The organism is Noviherbaspirillum soli (assembly GCF_015352955.1).
In the GTDB taxonomy this organism is placed as follows: Bacteria; Pseudomonadota; Gammaproteobacteria; order Burkholderiales; family Burkholderiaceae_D; genus Noviherbaspirillum_A; species Noviherbaspirillum_A soli.
In genome coordinates, this window is the sequence record NZ_JACYOX010000033.1 from 1 (window position 1) to 17992 (window position 17992).

16 protein-coding genes and 1 pseudogene are annotated in these 17992 nt (G+C 66.2%); 4 read left to right on the forward strand and 13 right to left on the reverse strand.

The annotated features are described in order from the left end of the window. A partial coding sequence (locus IGW04_RS19600) for an NAD(P)H-dependent oxidoreductase subunit E (RefSeq protein WP_194714787.1) occupies nucleotides 1-835 on the reverse strand: 835 nt, incomplete at its 3' end. A 154-nt stretch (nucleotides 836-989) separates the two neighbouring features. On the opposite strand from IGW04_RS19600, the gene IGW04_RS19605 reads away from it, so the two are divergent. Together IGW04_RS19605 and mobA are read left to right on the forward strand one after the other, a co-directional pair. Then, nucleotides 990-2069 (forward strand): substrate-binding domain-containing protein, encoded by a 1080-nt coding sequence (locus IGW04_RS19605; RefSeq protein ID WP_194714788.1) that lies wholly within the window; start codon nucleotides 990-992, stop codon nucleotides 2067-2069. A gap of 58 nt (nucleotides 2070-2127) precedes the next feature. Continuing rightward, the gene (mobA, locus tag IGW04_RS19610) at nucleotides 2128-2715 is read left to right on the forward strand and encodes a molybdenum cofactor guanylyltransferase MobA (RefSeq protein ID WP_194714789.1); all 588 of its coding nucleotides are present in this window, start codon (nucleotides 2128-2130) and stop codon (nucleotides 2713-2715) included. Between the two features lie 19 nt (nucleotides 2716-2734). Here mobA and IGW04_RS19615 read toward each other — a convergent pair whose 3' ends face one another. The 7 genes from IGW04_RS19615 to IGW04_RS19645 all read right to left on the reverse strand — a co-directional run bounded on the left by IGW04_RS19615 (nucleotide 2735) and on the right by IGW04_RS19645 (nucleotide 7155). Further along, on the reverse strand, nucleotides 2735-2929 hold the full coding sequence (locus IGW04_RS19615) for a hypothetical protein (protein WP_194714790.1): 195 nt from the start codon (nucleotides 2927-2929) through the stop codon (nucleotides 2735-2737). An 8-nt stretch (nucleotides 2930-2937) separates the two neighbouring features. Continuing rightward, the gene (locus tag IGW04_RS19620; protein ID WP_194714791.1) at nucleotides 2938-3402 is read right to left on the reverse strand and encodes a PA3611 family quorum-sensing-regulated virulence factor; all 465 of its coding nucleotides are present in this window, start codon (nucleotides 3400-3402) and stop codon (nucleotides 2938-2940) included. A gap of 158 nt (nucleotides 3403-3560) precedes the next feature. After that, nucleotides 3561-3917: a chaperone modulator CbpM gene (locus IGW04_RS19625; RefSeq protein WP_194714792.1), complete on the reverse strand. Its 357-nt coding sequence runs from the start codon at nucleotides 3915-3917 to the stop codon at nucleotides 3561-3563. A 2-nt stretch (nucleotides 3918-3919) separates the two neighbouring features. Next, nucleotides 3920-4849 (reverse strand): DnaJ C-terminal domain-containing protein, encoded by a 930-nt coding sequence (locus IGW04_RS19630; RefSeq protein WP_194714793.1) that lies wholly within the window; start codon nucleotides 4847-4849, stop codon nucleotides 3920-3922. Nucleotides 4850-5083: 234 nt separating this feature from the next. Further along, the gene (locus IGW04_RS19635) at nucleotides 5084-5413 is read right to left on the reverse strand and encodes a hypothetical protein (protein ID WP_194714794.1); all 330 of its coding nucleotides are present in this window, start codon (nucleotides 5411-5413) and stop codon (nucleotides 5084-5086) included. Between the two features lie 144 nt (nucleotides 5414-5557). After that, nucleotides 5558-6085, reverse strand: coding sequence for a superoxide dismutase family protein (locus IGW04_RS19640; protein ID WP_194714795.1), 528 nt, complete (start codon nucleotides 6083-6085; stop codon nucleotides 5558-5560). 35 nt (nucleotides 6086-6120) lie between these two features. Further along, a complete protein-coding gene (locus IGW04_RS19645) occupies nucleotides 6121-7155 on the reverse strand; it encodes an NAD(P)/FAD-dependent oxidoreductase (RefSeq protein WP_194714796.1) in 1035 nt (344 codons plus the stop codon). Nucleotides 7156-7453: 298 nt separating this feature from the next. Between IGW04_RS19645 and IGW04_RS19650 the strand changes: the two genes are divergently transcribed. Further along, nucleotides 7454-9763 carry an NADP-dependent malic enzyme gene (locus IGW04_RS19650; protein WP_194714797.1) on the forward strand — a complete coding sequence of 770 codons (2310 nt, stop codon included), beginning with the start codon at nucleotides 7454-7456 and terminating at the stop codon, nucleotides 9761-9763. A 333-nt stretch (nucleotides 9764-10096) separates the two neighbouring features. Here the strand turns inward: IGW04_RS19650 and IGW04_RS19655 are convergent. The 5 genes and pseudogenes from IGW04_RS19655 to IGW04_RS19675 all read right to left on the reverse strand — a co-directional run. Next, nucleotides 10097-10398, reverse strand: a pseudogene (locus tag IGW04_RS19655) (POTRA domain-containing protein); the annotation flags it as partial. A gap of 423 nt (nucleotides 10399-10821) precedes the next feature. Further along, nucleotides 10822-12675, reverse strand: a complete 1854-nt coding sequence (locus tag IGW04_RS19660) for a feruloyl-CoA synthase (RefSeq protein WP_194714798.1) — start codon at nucleotides 12673-12675, stop codon at nucleotides 10822-10824. Between the two features lie 9 nt (nucleotides 12676-12684). Then, nucleotides 12685-13830, reverse strand: a complete 1146-nt coding sequence (locus IGW04_RS19665) for an ABC transporter substrate-binding protein (protein ID WP_194714799.1) — start codon at nucleotides 13828-13830, stop codon at nucleotides 12685-12687. 62 nt (nucleotides 13831-13892) lie between these two features. Continuing rightward, entirely contained in the window at nucleotides 13893-14336 is a 444-nt protein-coding gene (locus tag IGW04_RS19670; RefSeq protein WP_194714800.1) for a hotdog fold thioesterase, read from the reverse strand. 27 nt (nucleotides 14337-14363) lie between these two features. Next, nucleotides 14364-15620: a flavin-dependent oxidoreductase gene (locus tag IGW04_RS19675; protein ID WP_194714801.1), complete on the reverse strand. Its 1257-nt coding sequence runs from the start codon at nucleotides 15618-15620 to the stop codon at nucleotides 14364-14366. 256 nt (nucleotides 15621-15876) lie between these two features. On the opposite strand from IGW04_RS19675, the gene IGW04_RS19680 reads away from it, so the two are divergent. Beyond that, nucleotides 15877-17913 carry a putative bifunctional diguanylate cyclase/phosphodiesterase gene (locus IGW04_RS19680; RefSeq protein WP_228527236.1) on the forward strand — a complete coding sequence of 679 codons (2037 nt, stop codon included), beginning with the start codon at nucleotides 15877-15879 and terminating at the stop codon, nucleotides 17911-17913. The last annotated feature ends 79 nt before the right edge of the window (nucleotides 17914-17992 follow it).

Sequence of the window (17992 nt, forward strand, 5' to 3'; positions counted from 1 at the left end):
CAATGAGCATGCCTTCGAGGAAGCGGTGCGGATCGGTTTCGAGGTAGACCCGGTCCTTGAAGGTGCCGGGCTCGCCCTCGTCGATGTTGACCGCCATCAGGCGCGGGCCGGCCTCGGCCCGCACGATACGCCACTTGCGCCCGGCCGGAAAGCCGGCGCCGCCCAGGCCGCGCAGGCCGGACGATTCCATCGCGGCCAGCACGCTGTCGAGATCGCGCTCGCCGGAGAGGCACTGGCGCAGCAGCTGGTAGCCGCCCTGCTGCAGATAGCCGGCATGGTCGAGATAGCCGGGCGCGGGCGTGTCGGCGACTTCGCCTGCCTGCACGGCGGCCTGCACGGTCTCGCATCGGGCCTGGGGAATCGGCTTCTGGCCGACCACGGCCACCGGCGCCTGTTCGCAGCGGCCGACGCAGGGCGCGGCCAGCACGCGCACGTCGGCGCCGAGGATGGCGGGCAGGCGCTCGATGAGTTCGCCGGCGCCGGCCAGTTCGCAGGCGATGCCGTCGCACACGCGCACGGTCAGCGCGGCCGGGCTGTCCTCGCCTTCGCGCACGATGTCGAAATGATGGTAGAAGCTGGCGACCTCGTAGACCTCGGTCTGGGCCATGCGCAGTTCCTGGGCCAGCGCGGCCAGATGCTGGGTCGACAGGCAGCGGTAGCGGTCCTGGATCAGGTGCAGGCACTCGATCAGCAGGTCGCGCCGGCGCGGCATGTCGCCCAATAGCGCCTGCACTTCGGACAGGGCCTGCGGATCGACCCGCCGGCCCTTGGGCGCCTGGCGCTTGCGTTCACGGGTGGCGCCGACGGCCAGGATGGGAATGACGATCTGGTTCAAGATGCTCCTCGCATGGAATGGGTGGCGACAGCTTCTGGGGCTGCCTTGGCATCGCCTTTATGTTTTCATGAACATAAAGACTTATGTATTTTTCATCCTATGTGTGCAAAATAGCACTGGCTCGCCGACATCGCAATAAGCTATATTAAGCCGAATGTACAAGGTCACCATCAGTCCCCAGTGGGAAATCAGCAGCGGCGCGGAAACGCCTTTGGACACCGGCGCCCTGCTGCGGCTGCTGCGCGCCATCGATGAAACCGGCTCGATTGCCGAAGCCACCCGCTCGGTCGGGCTGTCCTACCGTTATGCCTGGGGCCTGTTGCGCGATGCTGAACGCATCTTCGGGCACGGCCTGATGCAGAGCGGCCGCGGCCGCGGCACCCGCCTGACGCCATTGGCGGAGAAACTGATCTGGGCCGACCGCCGCATTGCCGCCCGGCTTTCTCCCACGCTGGAAAGCCTGGCTTCGGAACTGGAAGCCGAACTGGCCAGGCTGGTCGGCGCGGACACGCAGGCGATCCGGCTCGATGCCAGCCACGGCTTTGCGGTGGCGGCTTTCCTGAACCACATCAACGCCGCCGGCCTGCCGATCGAACTGCGCTACCGCAACAGCAGCGACGCAGTGGCCGCGCTGGCGCGGCGCGAATGCGACCTGGCCGGCTTCCATGTGCCGCTGGGGGAGCATGAGCCGCAGGCCGCCGGGCGCTACCGGCAATGGCTGTCGCCGCGTTCCCATTGCCTGGTGCACCTGGCCACCCGGACCCAGGGCCTGATCGTGGCCGCCGGCAATCCGCTGGGCATTGCCGGCCTGGCCGACCTGGCCCGGTCCGGCGTGCGCTTCGTCAATCGCCAGGCCGGCTCCGGCACCCGCATGCTGCTGGAACTGATGCTGGCCAGCGCCGGCCTGAAGCCGGAAGCCATCAACGGCTATGAGAACGCCGAGTTCACCCATTCGGCGGTGGCCGCCTACATTGCCAGCGGCATGGCCGATGTCGGCTTTGGCGTGCAGACCGCGGCCCAGCGCTTCGGCCTGGGCTTCGTGCCCCTGCTGGCCGAACGCTATTTCCTGGCGGCGCGCAGCGCCTCGCTGGAAGAGCCATTGATGAAGCAGGCGCTGGATATCCTGCGCTCGGCGCCGTTTCGCGCCGCAGTGGATGCGCTGGCCGGCTATGAAGCCAGCGACAGCGGCGCCATCCTGTCGCTGGGCGAGGCCTTCGGACCGGCATTACAATAGCGCCCGCCCGGCACGGGCCAGCGGCTTGAACACCATGCAGCAAAAGGACGAAAGAAGAATGGACACTGAACAGATAACCGGGCTGATCCTGGCCGGCGGACGCGGCAGCAGGATGGGCCATGTCGACAAGGGACTGCAGACCTTCCGCGGCGCGCCGATGGCGCTGCATGTGATGATGCGGCTGCAGCCGCAGGTCGGCGAGCTGATGATCAATGCCAACCAGAACCTGGGGCCGTACGAGTCATTCGGCCTGCCGGTCTGGCCGGATGAAATCCAGGGTTTCGAAGGGCCGCTGGCAGGCATGCACACCGGTCTGGTTCACTGCATGACCGAATACATGGTGACCGCGCCCTGCGACTCGCCCTTCCTGCCTACCGACCTGGTGGCGCGCCTGGCCGAAGGCCTGGCCGATGCCGATGCGGATCTTGCGGTCGCCGTGACCGAAGGCAATGGCAAACGCCAGGCGCACCCGGTGTTCTGCCTGATGAAAGCGTCGCTGCTGCAGCATCTGACCGAGTATCTGCGCGGCGGCGGCCGCAAGATCGACGCCTGGTATGCATCGCTCAAGACCGCCGAAGTGCTGTTCGAGGACGAGGCTGCCTTCCGCAACATCAACACGCTGGCGGAACTGAAGCAGTACGAATGAGGCGAGCCGGGAAAAGGCTTTAACAGACGCCCTTGGCTGCCAGCACCGGCGGGCAGAATTCGCCGACGATGCCTCTTGGTTCGGCAACCACCGGCAGGTTCTGCAGGGCGCCAACCTGCGGCGTCTCCGACAGCGGCTGCGAGGCGTGCAGCCCGCTCTGGGTGCAGGCGCAGAGCAAGCTCGTCAATAGCAATGGATAAGCCAGGCGATGCATGCCGGCGCTCAGGAAACCTGCTGCAGGCCGCAGTCGCTGGCCGTGAAGCGTGCGGTACCCAGGGGGCGTCCGTCCTTGCTGCGGTATTGATAGGAAATGGTGACGCCATGCTTGAGGAAGCCGCGCATTTCATTGCTTTCGCACAGGCGCGCCTGCAGCGGCGGACGAACCAGTTTCAGGAACTCGGTGCGCTTGATGTCCTTAGACTCGACCGAAGTCAGCGTGTAGTGATAGGTCAGCTTGTGCCCCGGCTCGGAAGTGACCTGGTCGAGTCGGGTATCCGCGTCGAGCGTGATGGGCACATCGCGGTTCAGATGGGCGCTGACGTTGGCCAGCGTCTGGTCGAGATTACGGCTCTGCCCGCCGTTATTCCATCCGCCGCCCAGGCCATCCATGAAGTTGTTGAATGGCCCGGCGTGGGCCATGCTGCTTGCTGCGCATGCCAGGAAAATGGCCAGAACGCGGAATTTCATCTCCATCCCCCTTGTTAAAAGATGGCGAAATCTTACCCCGGCCTTCCAAAAAAAGTTTCAAGATTGTCCAGATTACTGAAGGAAACTTGATTTAACTTAAAAGTTGGCCCGACCCTGCCGCCAGCGCGTGCAACCGTCTTCCCTCATTGCCAGCAAGTTCAGGCGGGATGGCTGCGCGCCGGCAAACGGGCGCGCAGCCGCTCGATTTCCTGCTCCAGGGTATCGATGCGCTGCATCAGCCGCAGCGCCAGCGCCAGGCCCGCGCGGTCGAGTTCGAAGTCATCGCGCAGTCGCCGCGCCAGCATCGCCACCGGCAACGCAGCGGCAGGAAAACTGAGGCTCTCCTGCGGCTGCGGCTGCGATTCTGCCTGCGCCGCCGGCAGCGGCATCAGGGCGCCGCTTTCCATCAGCCATTGCACTTCCTCGCCAGTCAGACCCGATGCTTCGATCAGGGCGAGGAAGCTGCAGGTCTGGCCTTCATTGAGCCATACGGCTTCCATCGTCATGCCATCCATGCTCAGCCTTTCCGGGAAAAGTGACCGCGCGGATTGAATGCCGACGCCTTGGCCAGCGCCTCATACAGTTCACGCTCGCGCGCAGTCGGCGATGCTGGCACCTCGATGCGCACCACCGCATACAGGTCGCCATGGCCGCCGTCGGCGGTTGGCAGGCCGCGCCGCGACAGCCGCAACTGGCGGCCGCTGGCGGTGCCGGGCGCCACCTTCAGTTCCACCCGGCCACGCAGGGTCGGCACCTCGACGCTGGCGCCCAGCACGGCTTCGGCTGGCGTCAGCGGCAGGTCGATATACAGGTCGCGGCCACTGACCCGGTACAGCGGGTGCGGCTGCAGCCGGATCGCGATGTAGAGGTCGCCGGGCGGACCGCCGTTGCGGCCCGGCCCGCCCTTGCCGGCCAGGCGCAGCCGCTGGCCGTCGCCCGCGCCCTTGGGAATGCGCACGCGGAAAGTGCGGGGAACATGGTGCAGCAGGCCGCGCGCATCGTATTCCGGCAAATTAAAGCGCAGGTCGACCTCGGCGCCCTCGCTGACCTGCTCAAGCGTCACCGGCGCGGTCGCCTCGGCATCCTGCCCGCGCTGCGCCCGCCGCCCGCCGCGGCCGCCACGCGCGGAAGCGAAGGCAGCCAGCAGGTCGGCCAGGTCGACATCGGAAAAATTTTCGCCGGAGCCGAAACCCTGGCCCCAGTCGGGCGGCGGCTCGAAGCTTTCACCGGCGGGACGGCGGCCCAGATCATCATAGGCGGCGCGCTTCTCCGGATCCTTCAGGGTGGCATACGCTTCCTGCACTTCCTTGAACTTGGCCTCGCCTTCCGGGTCCTTGGAAATGTCCGGATGGTACTGATGCGCCAGTTTCCGGTAAGCCTTCTTGATCTGCTCGGGTGCGGCATCACGCTCTACGCCCAGGGTGTCGTAATAGTCCTTGTATTTCATCCGCAGTACTTTCCTCTGCCCGGTGGAATCCATCGCCGGGCTGCGGATCGCCCGCTTTCCGGCCGGTTAGCACAGGTTCGGCGATACGTCGCGAACAAGCCTTGATCAAGCACAAATTTTAATTGGCGAGGAGAAAGCGGCGTGGAGGAAGGTGTGGAAATGGGCTCGGAATGCCTGGCAGACGACTCCGGCCATTACATGCCCGGTTGCCGTTCGAGATCAGGCAAGCGATGCTCAGGGCCGGGGTGCAGGGCTGTCCGGCAAGTGATAGGCGTCGGCCACATAGGCATGGCCTTTCATCACCATCACGATGGCGCACAGGATGGCTGCCTGCATCACGACCATCCAGTTGAACAGAATGGCGCCGGTGGCGAGGTAGCGCGACATTTCCACCTTGCGCGCCATGCCCTCGCCGCTGTCGAGCGTCAGCAGATGCAGCATGAGGATGTAGATAGCCGGCAGCATCGTGCCCAGGGCCAGCACGCCGGGCAGCGCGCGCCAGATGCGACGCTCTAGGCCCGGCGGCGCGGTCCTGGAATTTGGTAGACGGTTGAACAGATTCATGGCCTGGCCCCGACGACACGATTAGATCGTCGCAGCATAGCCCTATTGCCATCGGCCATGCAGTCGGACAGCCGGCCAAGCTGGTGTAGGACACCACGAACCGGCGTTGCCTGCCCGGCTGGCCGGACAAGCCGCCTTTGCCGCTTACTGCATGCGGATCACGCCACAGGCAACGCGTTTGCCGGAATTGCCGGCCGGCTGGCTGGCCAGGTCGTCCGGATCGGCATGAATCACCACCGCCTTGCCGGCGATGGTATTGCTCGCAAGCTTGCTCATGCCGAAGCGGGCGGTATCCAGTGTCACGTTGAGGGTGGCGTCACCATTGGCGTCGGCGGTGATGTTGCCGAGGTCGCCGCCATGATGTGTTCCACTGCCAGGCGCGCCATGCTGCTCTCCGGTCGGGTTGTAATGGCCGCCGGCGCTCATTGCATCGGGCGCGCTGCAGTCGCCTTTCTCATGGATATGGATGCCGTGCTGGCCGGGCGTCAGGCCCTTGAAACGACCATCCACCAGGATCTTGCCGCTGCGCTCGACAAAGGTTGCGGTGCCGTTGGCGGTATTGCCCTGGGTCGGGCTCAAGTCGGCCACGGCAATCGGCACGGGCGGCAGGAAGGCGCACCCGGACAGCGCCGCAAGCGAAAGGGAAGCGGCAAGCATGGCGGTTCGTTTCATCGGGATTCCTTTGGGTTATTGTCAGATGCAGCACATTAACCGATCTGGAAAGCATCTGTCGATTCCGCGACCCGCGGCGCATGAATTGACTGCGCCTGCGCAGCCCGCTCGCGGTCTGCGCAGCGCAGGCAGGCCGGCAGCTGGTTATGCACATCGGTGGCGGCAACCGCTGCCTGTCCGGTCGACACGCTGATCTGGTTGATGCCCACCACCACATCGCCGATCGCATACAGGCCATCGACCGTGGTGCGCTGGTGGATGTCGACGACCAGGTCACCGCAGTCGCCCAGTTCCGCCCCCAATTCAGCCGCCAGCCGCGACCGCGCGTTTTCACCGAGCATTGGGTACAGCACATCGAAGGCATGCTGCTGGCCATCGGCGGTATGCACCAGCGGCGTGCGGCTGTCCCGGGTCGACACATCCAGCGCCGGCGCCTCCAGCCAGGCTACCCCGGCCTCGTGCAGCTGCGTCTTTTCCTCCTCGTCCAGCGGCGGCGCGTCCTGCGGCAGCAGCAGCGTGATATCGGCGCTGAAGGTGCGCATGAAGCGGGCATGCGCCACCCGGTTGTCCTGGCCGCAGACGATGGCGATGCGGCGGTCGGTGACATCGTAGCCATCGCAGATCGGGCAAAGCCGGATCGCGCCATGCCTGACCGCCGCGCGCCAGTTCTCGGTGGGCAGGCCGATGTCGACGATGCCGGTGGCCATGATCACCTTGTGCGCCCGCACCCGGCCGCCATTCCAGTCGGCGTGGAAGCTCTTCTCATCGCGCCCGATGCTGGTGACCTCGCCCTGCGTGACCTCGCCTCCCGCAGCACCGAGCTGGTCGCGCAGGCTCTGCAGCAGGGCCGTGCCCTGCACGCCTTCCGGGAAGCCGGGGTAGTTGTGGCTTACAGGAATCAGAGACAGCCGGCTCTCGCCCTTGTCGATCAGCATGATGTTGCGGTGAAAGCGCCGCAGATAAATGGCCGCAGTCAGGCCGCCGGGACCGCCGCCGATGATCAAACAGTCCAGCACCGGTATCTCGTCCGGCGGATTCAGTGCGCTGCCCGTATCGTTTCCGACATTCATTCATTCTCCCTAGTCCTGCGTGGCGCACCTGCGCGATCCGGCATGATGCAGGCTCGCCGAAGGACGTCCCGGACCAGCACAGGCGCATGTCAAAACGTTTTAGGCAAAGTGGTGCAGACGCAAGTTCCATCAAAAGCGCGCGGTCATGGGCATTATCAATGACGCATGAAACAGGCCCGTGCCCCACGCCTTGCGCTTGCACAAGCCGGAGGTATAGTAGCGGCTTGATACGGTGCGCCTCCCGCACCGCGCTCCTTCATGTCAACGCGCCTGGCTGCGCCATTACCCGGAACTCATCATGGACCAATCAATAAGCAAGGAAGACCAACTGCGCGACGCAGCCCTCGAATATCACCGCAGCCCGACCCGCGGCAAGATCTCGGTCACGCCAACCAAGGCCCTTTCCAACCAGCGCGACCTGTCGCTCGCCTACTCGCCCGGCGTCGCCTATGCCTGCGAAGCCATTGCCGCCACGCCAGCCATGGCCGCCGAATACACCTCGCGCGCCAATCTGGTGGCAGTGATCACCAACGGCACCGCGGTGCTCGGGCTGGGCAATATCGGCCCGCTGGCCTCCAAGCCGGTCATGGAAGGCAAGGGTTGCCTGTTCAAGAAATTCGCCGGCGTCGACGTGTTCGATATCGAACTGGCCGAGCATGACCCGGACAAGCTGGTGGACGCCATCGCGATGCTGGAGCCGACCGTCGGCGGCATCAACCTGGAAGACATCAAGGCGCCGGAATGCTTCTACATCGAGAAGAAGCTGCGCGAGCGCCTGAATATCCCGGTCTTCCATGACGACCAGCACGGCACCGCCATCATCTCCGCCGCCGCCCTGCTGAACTGGCTGAAGGTGGTGGGCAGGCAGATCGGCGATGTGAAGATGGCCGTGTCGGGCGCCGGCGCCGCCGCGATCGCCTGCCTGGACATCATGGTCAGCCTGGGCGTCGAGCGCAAGAACATCTTCGTGGCCGATTCCAAGGGCGTGATCTACGAAGGCCGCGAAGCCAACATGGAAGCCAACAAGGCCCGCTATGCGCAGGACACCAGCGCCCGGGTGCTGGCAGACATCGTCAAGGGCGCCGATGTCTTCCTCGGCTGCTCCACCGCCGGCGTGCTGACCGGCGAGATGGTCAAGACCATGGGCGAGCGTCCCCTGATCCTGGCGCTGGCCAACCCGGAGCCGGAAATCCGCCCGGAAGTCGCCAAGGCCGCCCGGCCCGACTGCATCATCGCCACCGGCCGCTCGGACTATCCGAACCAGGTCAACAACGTGCTGTGCTTCCCCTACATCTTCCGCGGCGCGCTCGACTGCGGCGCCACCAAGATCACCGAGGAGATGAAGCTGGCCTGCGTGCGCGCCATCGCTGACCTCGCCGAAGCCGAGACCAACGACGCGGTGGCGGCCGCCTATGCAGGCCAGGACCTGACCTTCGGCCCCGACTACCTGATCCCCACGCCTTTCGACCAGCGCCTGATCGAGCGGATCGCGCCGGCGGTGGCCAAGGCCGCCGCCGAGTCCGGCGTGGCGACCCGCCCGATCGCCGACATGGAGGCCTACCGCCAGCAGCTGAGCCAGCTGGTCTATCACACCGGCCTGATCATGAAGCCGGTATTCTCGGCCGCCAGGAGTGCGCCGCGGCGCGTGGTCTACACCGAAGGCGAGCAGGAGAATGTGCTGCGCGCGGTGCAGACCGTGGTCGACGAGGGACTGGCGCGGCCCATCCTGATCGGCCGTCCGCATGTGATCCAGATGCGCATCGAGAAGGCCGGCCTGCGCCTGAAGCCGGATGCCGACTTCGAGCTGATCAACCCGGAAGACGACCCGCGCTACCGCGCCTACCACGAGGCCTACCACGGCCTGCGCGGCCGCGACGGCGTCACGCCCGACATGGCCAAGTCCGCGCTGCGCCGTTCCAATACCCTGATCGGCGCGATGCTGATGCACATGGGCGATGCCGACGCCATGCTGTGCGGCACGGTGGGCCGCTTCGAGCATCACCTGGAGCATGTGCAGGAGGTGATCGGCCTGGCGCCGGGCGCCAGCACCTTCGCCGCGATGAACGCGCTGATGCTGGACAAGTTCACGCTCTTCATTACCGATACCTATGTCAACGACGACCCGAGCGCCGAGCAGCTGGCCGAGATCACCCAGCTGGCCGCGGAGGAAGTGCGCCGCTTCGGCCTGCAGCCCAAGGTGGCGATGCTGTCTCACTCGATGTTCGGCTCATCGAACCGCCCCTCGGCAAGGAAGATGCGGGCCGCGCATGACCTGGTTGCGAAGGCCGCGCCCGACCTGGAACTGGAAGGCGAAATGCAGGGCGACGCGGCGCTGTCGGAAGACGTGCGGCGTCACTACCTGCCCGGCACCGGCCTGTCGGGCGGCGCCAACCTGCTGGTGATGCCCAGCCTGGACGCGGCCAACATCGCCTTCAACCTGCTGAAGATCACCGGCGGCCAGGGCGTGACGGTCGGCCCCATCCTGCTGGGCGCGGCCAAGCCGGTGCATATCCTGACGCCCAACGCCACGTCGCGGCGGATCGTGAACATGACCGCGGTTGCAGTGGCGGGGGCGAATGCCGGGGCGGAGCAGCCCAGGCAAGGTTGAGTCAAGCGAAGAAGCGAGCGCATAAAGACGTAGCCTGGGTTGAGCAAAGCGAAACCCGGGCAACCCAAGCCAACAATCAGGAATGCGATTGGCAAAGCCGCGGCGGCTATGCCTGACATCGCCCTCCCGCCGCCGCTGTCTTCTTCACACCGCCTTGCCGAACCTGGCAGTGTCCTCGCTGGCTGATCCAATCAGTTGGATCAAATCAGGATCGTACCCAATGCGTTCCGCGCCTTGCATGCCGACAGGCATGCCCCGGGTTTCGCTGCACTCAACCCAGGCTACGCTGGCTGCCTATCGATCCGCACAAGCCCCCCATTCGTCAGCTGGCCTCCAGGGCTTGCCGCCCTTTACGCGCAGCACCACTCGCTCTCGCCGGCCTGCTCGCCCGGCATGATGTCGATGTCGACGTCCTGGCTGGGAAGGCGTTTCATCTGCTCCAGGCCCTGCTCGACGTCGCGCAGGTTCAGCAGGTCGCCCGGTGCGGCGGGAAAGGCGCTGCGCCATTGGAACTGCCGGACAGTGTCGGCAAACCGGATGGCGCGGATGATGCCGGGCAGCAGGGTCAGCGTGCCGGCCGACAAGTCCTGCTCGGGTACCGTGATGCGGGTCGTGGTGTGGCCTTGTGCCAGCAGTCGCCGACCGGATCGGCGTCACCCGGCTTCGGAAGCACCCTGACTGCCGGCGTTTGCGCCGATGCATGCCGCGCCGGCATCAGCAAGGCTGCCAGCACGAAATATGGCGGCGTGACCAGGCTGACAAGGCGAACGAGGTAATGACATAACAGGGATGTAGGCGTCATGGAGACCATGCCTGGAGCCGGGAACGGCGTGCGCCATGCGCTGCGTATGAGGCTGCGCGCTTCAGTCGTGCTTGATGCGGCACAGATAGCAGGACGCCATATGGCGCGCCTTGGCAGGCGACATGGCTGTGCGCTCACGGCAAATACTGCGAGAGACCCGCCTGGCGATCCGCCGGCGGGAAGGGATCATGGCTGGTGGCTGGTGGCAGGCAGGCAGGCAGGCAGGCAGGCAGGCAGACGGTATCTCAACAGGGGTTCAGCCATCAATACCGATGACGCCATCCCCGCCCTGCGCCAGCGCGCTCACCATCTGCGCGCGCCGCGCCAGCACGGCGGACTGGTTGATATAACCCTTGTCGGTGATCTCGCCGGCATCCACCGAAGCGGGCTCGCTCATCAGCAGCGCTCGGGTGGCATAGGTGGAACTGCCGCCGCCCAGGCCACGCATCGCACGCAGTCCCTGCCGCACCCTGTCGCGCACCGCCGGATGCGCCAGCGCCTCCGCCGCCGGCGCACCGGCCGGCAGGCCTGCCAGCGCGCGGCAGGCCGGCAGACTGGCGAACACCAGGAAGCCGATCTGCTCGCCATCATGGCCGGTCACCACGATGTCCTGCGCCACCGGCGCCAGCAGCTCGATGCCCTTGATGCGCACCGCGCCGACATTGACCCAGGTGCCGCTGGAGAGCTTGAAGTCTTCCGCCACGCGGCCGTCGAACACCAGTCCCGCTTCCGGTTTGCTCTCGTCGGCAAAGCGCACCGCGTCGCCGATGCGGTAATAGCCTTCCTCGTCGAAGGCCCTTGCAGTCAGCTCCGGCTGGTCGAGGTAGCCGGGCGTGACGTTCGGGCCGCGCACCCTAATTTCCAGCTTGCCGCCGGCAGGCAGCAGCTTCAGTTCCACGCCGGGCGCCGGCAAGCCGATCACGCCGGAGCGCGGCGCCTGGAAATGGCAATCGGTGGCCAGCGGCGCGGTCTCGGTCGAACCCCAGGCAGTGACCATGGGCACCGGCTGGCCGGTTTCCTGGACCGACAGCGCGATCAGATCTTCCCACAGGTTCTGCGGCAGGGCCGAGCCGGCGTAGAACATCAGCTGCAGCCTTGAGAAGAAATTGCGGCGCAGCGCGGCGTCGGTACGCAAGGCCGACACCAGCATGTCGAAGCCGCGCGGCACATTGAAGTACAGCGTCGGCGCGATCTCGCGCAGATTGGCGATGCTGGCGTCGAACAGGCCGGGCGCCGGCTTGCCGCCATCGATATGCAGCGTGCCGCCATGGCGCAGCACGAGGTTGAAGTTATGGTTGCCGCCGAAAGTGTGGTTCCAGGGCAGCCAGTCGACGATCACCGGCGGCGTGTCGGCCAGGAAGGGCCAGAGCTGGGCCTTGGCCTGCTGCGAGGCGCAGAGCATGCGCTGGGTATTGATCACGCCCTTGGGCTCGGCGATGGAGCCGGAGGTGAACAGGATCTTGGCCATCGTATCCGGGCCAACCAGCGCATGCCGCGCATCGACCGCGGCCTCGTCCTCGTGCGCCAGCAGGCTGGAAAACGGCTGCGCGCCGGCGGGCACATCGCCATCGTCCGACACCACCAGCGCCGCCTGGTGCAGGCCCTCGATGGCGGCCAGCGCGGCGCCGTAGCGCTGCGCCGACGCCGCATACAGCAGGCCGGGCCGCAGGCGCGCCACCAGCGCGCGCAGCTTGGCATGGTCGCGCGACATCAGTGAATAGGCCGGCGACAGCGCGGCATACGGTATGCCCACATGCAGGCAGGCCAGCATCAGCAGCGCATGCTCGATGCTGTTGTCCGACAGCACCGCCACTGGTCGCCCTTCCGGCAGGCCCATCTGCAACAGGCTTGCGGCAATGCGCCTGACCTGTTGCCGCGCCTGGCCATAGCGCAGTTCGCGCCATGCGCCATCGGCGGCGCGCTCGGCCAGGAAAAGCCGCTGCGGCGCCTCGTCCGCCCAGTGTTCCAGGTCCGCGCCGACGCAGCGCGGATAGGCCTGCAGCGGCTGCGGCGAAGACAGCAGGATCGCGCCGTCGTCGCGCCGTGACAGCCGCACCCGCGGCGCGGCGAACAGCCGCGCCGGGTCGCGCTCGATATCCGCGGATCCCATGCGAGCCTCCTATTTGGCGTCGCCCAGCAGCTTCCATTCGCCCTTGTCGATGCGCACCAGCACCCGGGCCCGGTCGTCATGGCCGTAATGGTTGGTCGGGCTCATGTTGAACACGCCATGCGCGCCCACCACTTCCCGGCCCGACTCGATCGCGTCGCGCAGCGCCTGGCGGAAGGCCGGCGTGCCCGGCTGGCCGCCCTTGAGCGCGGTCGGCACTGCGGCCTCGAACAGCTTGTAGGCATCGAGCATGTGCGCGCCAAAGGACGACACCGAGCCGGCGCCGTATTTCTCCTCGTACTGGCGGGTGTACTCGACGCCGACCTTCTTCGAAGGATGGCTGTCGGGCAGCTGCGCCGCCACCACCACCGGACCCACCGGCAGCACCGCGCCTTCCACGGCCTTGCCGCCCACGCGCATGAATTCCTTGTTGGCCGCGCCATGGCTCTGGTAGATCTTGCCCTTGTAGTTGCGCTCGGCCAGCGCGGTCTGCGGCAGCGCCGCCGGGGTGCCCGAACCGGCGATCATGATGGCGTCCGGGTTGGCCGCGACCAGCTTGACGACCTGGCCGGTGACGCTGGTGTCGGTCCGGTTGTAGCGCTCGCTGGCCACCACCTTGATGCCGGCCGCTTCCGCCGCCTTGGTCATCTCGCGCGCCCAGCCTTCGCCGTAGCCGTCGGCAAAGCCGATGAAGCCCAGCGTCTTGACGCCGGCCGCCTTCATGTGGCTGGCCAGCGCCTGCGCCATCAGCGCATTGTGCTGCGGCACGACGAAAACCCAGTTCTTTTTCGCATCGGCCAGCTCCACCGGCGCCAGCGCAATCTGCGGCGTCTTGGTTTCGCTGGCGACCTCGGCGATGGCCAGCGCGGTGGGCACGGCCGACGAGCCGAAGATGATGTCGGCATTGTTCTCGGTGACGAACTTGCGCGCGTTCTTGTTGGCTTCGGTCGGATTGGTGGCGTCGTCGAGAATCACGTAGTTGATCTTCTGCCCCGCCACGCTGGTGGGCAGCAGCGCCGCCGTGTTCTTCTCGGGTATGCCCAGCGAGGCCGCCGGACCGGTGGTCGATACGGAAATGCCCACCGTGATGTCGGCCCAGGCCGGCAGCGCGGCGAAGGCAAGGGCGATGGCGGCGGCGATGCGGTTTGCTGATGTCATGCTGGTCTCCTCTGTCGTTGTTTTATTGGTTGATGACTGCGCGGATGATGATTCGGACGAAGCTAGCCCGGCGCTTCTGGTGCCGGCCGGCGCAGCACCGACATCGTCAGGCGCGATACGCATACCAGCGCACCGGCCTCGTTGGTGATATGGATCTGCCACACGTGGGTGGACTTGCCGATGTGCAGCGGACGGGCGGTGCCGGTGACCCAGCCGCTGCTGGCGCCGCGCACATGGTTGGCATTGATGTCCAGGCCCACGCAATAGAATTTCTCCTGGTCCACGCACAGGTTGGCGGCGCAGCTGCCCACCGACTCGGCCAGCAATGCCGAAGCGCCGCCGTGCAGGATGCGAAACGGCTGCACGGTGCGGGCGTCGACCGGCATGCGCGCGGCCAGCCAGTCCTCGCCGATGGCGCAGAATTCGATGCCGAGATGGCCTTCGGCGGTATCCACATGCCGCTCTTTCAGGTCTTCCAGCGTGAATGATTTCTTCCAGATCGCCATGCGGCTCCCTTGATTGGGTTGAGAGGTTCAGCGCTTGGGCGCGGCGGCCAGCGACTGCTTGTCGAAGCCGGCAAGGCGCTTGTAGCGCTGGGATATGGCTTCCCGCTCGGCATAGGGAATCACTTCGTCGATACTGTAAAAACCGTTGGGCGCCCTTTCCTCGGCCATCTGCATCACCTGCTCCGGTCCGTTCATGCGGTTGCGCAGCACGATGCCGGCGGTGCGCGGCAGCCGCTCGGCCTCGTACTCCTTCAACGCATACAGCAGGCTGCTGCGGCCTTCGCCGCACTCGGCAAGGCAGTCGGCCAGGTAGCGGGCATCGAGGATCGCCTGCGCGCTGCCATTGGAGCCGATCGGGTACATCGGATGGGCGGCGTCGCCCAGCAGCGTGACCCGGCCCACGGTCCAGCGCGGCAGCGGGTCGCGGTCCACCAGCGGGAATTCGTAGATGGTGGCTGCGCCCTCGATGATGGCCGGGATGTCGATCCAGTCCCATTTCCAGTCGGCGAATGCGGGCGCGAACACCGAGCGGTCGACCCGCTTGTTCCAGTCGGTCGTCGGCGGCGCGCCGTCCGGCACGCGCAGTTCCGCGATCCAGTTGATCAGCGAGCGGCCCTGTCGCCGCAGCGGCTCGGAAATCGGGTAGGCGACGAACTTCTGGTCCTGGTGCCCTGCCATGAACATCGAGCGGCCATCCATGAACGGCTGGGTCTCGGTGATGGCGCGCCACAGCATGCGCCCGGAAAAGCGCGGCTCGTCGCCGACCGGATGCAGGAGGCGCCGCAGCGCCGAGTGGATGCCGTCGGCGCCCACCAGCACGTCGGCCCGGGTTTCCACCAGCGCATTGTCGGTGCGGCGCCGCAAGCGCGCCACCACGCCGGCATCGTCCTGTTCGAAGGATTCAAGCGCATGGCCCTGGTGCACCTTGTCCGCGCCGATGCGCTGCGTGGCGGCCCGCAGCAATGCCATCTGCAGCGCGCCGCGATGGATGGAAAACTGCGGCCAGTCATAGCCGGCGGCGCGGCCGCGCGGCTCGGCCCAGATCTGCTGTCCATGCCGGTTGTAATAGGCCAGCTGGGAGGTCTTGATGCCGATCTCCGCCAGCGTGTCTTCCAGCCCGAGTTCGGATAGCTCCTTCACCGCATGGGGCAGCAGGTTGATCCCCACGCCCAGCGGCTTCAATTCCTCAACGGCTTCCCATACTTCAGCCTCGATGCCGCGCTTGTGCAGCATGAGCGCCAATGCCAGCCCGCCGATGCCGGCGCCGGCTATTGCGATCTTCATAATCATCCCCTGATCTGGCGCGCCAGGTGTCCCGGTCGCGTTGCCGCCATGGCGGCAGTGTGGAAGATTCTATAACACAAGCGTGCGCCATTCGCCCTAAACAGACTAAAGCGGAGGGTCATCAGGCTTTTCTCAAGACTGTTAAAATGTTGCAGTACATCACTATTAACATCAACGACCGCGAATGGACTCCTCCCTGACTTATCTGACCGGCAGCTATCATCTAGGTCTCGTGTCCCTTTCGGTTGCGGTTGCCATGATGGCTTCCTATACCGCCCTCAACCTGACCGGCCGCGTGACCGAGACGGAGGGACGCACCAGCCTGCTGTGGCTGGCCGGCGGCGCGCTGGCGATGGGCAGCGGCATCTGGGCCATGCACTTCATCGGCATGCTGGCCTTTTCCCTGCCGATCCGCGTGAGCTATGAAATCAGGACCACCCTGCTGTCGCTGCTGGTGGCGATCGGCGTATCCGCCTTCGCGCTGCGCATCGTCACCCGGCCCACCGTGCGCACGCCGCATTTCCTGATCGGCGGACTGCTGATGGGACTGGGCATCTGCGGCATGCATTACATGGGCATGCATGCAATGCGGATGGACCCGGCAATTCACTACGACCCCGCCGGCTTCCTGGCATCGGTGGCGATTGCCGTGGTCGCCTCGATCGCGGCGCTGTGGCTGGCCTTCACGCTGCGCGCCGGCCATAACCTGGCCGCCCATGCGAAGAAGGCCGGCGCCGCGGTGATCATGGGCCTGGCCGTGATCGCGATGCACTATACCGGCATGGAAGCGGCGCGCTTCGACATGGCAAGCATCTGCATGGTCGAAGGCGGCGTCGACGGCAACTGGCTGGCCGCGCTGGTCGGCCTGGCGTCGCTGTCGCTGTTGAGCATTACGCTGCTGCTGTCGGTGGTGGATTCGCGGCTGGCTTCGCGCACCGCGGGCCTGGTGAATTCCCTGAGCCATGCCAACCGGCAGCTGCACCATATGGCGCTGCATGACAGCCTGACCCGGCTGCCCAACCGCAGCCTGCTGGAAGACCGGATCTGCCAGGCCATCGCCTCCGGCCAACGCTCGGGCAAGGGCTTTGCGCTGATGTTCCTCGATCTCGACCGCTTCAAGACCATCAATGACTCGCTGGGCCATCACTACGGCGACAAGCTGCTGCAGGGCGTGGCCGAGCGCCTGGGCCAGGCGCTGCGGGCGCAGGACACCGTGGCGCGTCTGGGCGGCGATGAATTCGTGGTGCTGCTGGCCGAAGTGGCCGCGCCCGAGGTTGCGGCCAATGTCGCCCAGAAGCTGCTGGAGCGCCTGGCCCTGCCGATCGAGGTGGAAGGCCAGGAGCAGAATGTGTCGGTCAGCATTGGCATCAGCCTCTATCCGGAAGACGGCAGCCAGCTGCGCGACCTGATGAGCAATGCCGACAGCGCGATGTACCACGCCAAGAAGATGGGCCGCGCCAACTTCCAGTTCTTCACGCCGCAGATGAATGCCGCCGCCGGCGCCCGCCTGGCATTGGAACGCGACCTGCGCCGCGCACTCGACCTGGGCGAGTTCGAACTGCATTACCAGCCCAAGGTCGATGTCGCCAGCGGCGCGGTGCATGCGATGGAAGCGCTGGTGCGCTGGCGCAGCCCGGAACGCGGCCTGGTGCCGCCCAACGACTTCATCCCGGTGGCCGAGGACATTGGCCTCATCATCCCGCTGGGCGCCTGGGTGCTGCGCGAGGCCTGCCGCCAGAACCGCGCATGGCAGCTGGCCGGCCTGGCGCCGCTGCGGGTGGCGGTGAACCTGTCGGCCTACCAGTTTGCCCAGAACAATCTGCCCGACTTCGTCGCTGGCGTGCTGACGGAAACCGGCATGGCGGCGAGCTGCCTGGAACTGGAAGTGACGGAGAGCGTGGTGATGCACAACCCGGCCGAAGCGGCGCAGATCCTGGAGCGGCTGCATGCGCAGGGCATCCATATTTCCGTGGACGACTTCGGCACCGGCTATTCCAGCCTCAGCTATCTCAAGCAGTTCCGCCTCGACACACTGAAGATCGACCGCTCCTTCGTGCGCGACATCAGCTCGGATGCCGACGACGCCGCCATCGTGCGCTCGGTGATCGCGCTGGCCCATAGCCTGCGGCTGCGGGTGATCGCGGAAGGCGTGGAAACCGACGAGCAGCTGGCCTACCTGCGCCAACTGGGCTGCGACCACTACCAGGGCTACCTGAGCAGCAAGCCGCTGCCCGCTGCGGAATTCGAGGTGCTGCTGCGCGCGGCGCAGGCGGCGGAAGCGAACGCGGCCTGACGCGGCACACCGGATGAAGCGGGCGCCGGGCCGGCCGGGCGCCGCCGCCCGCGTTTTTCCAGTCGCCCTTAGAATGACG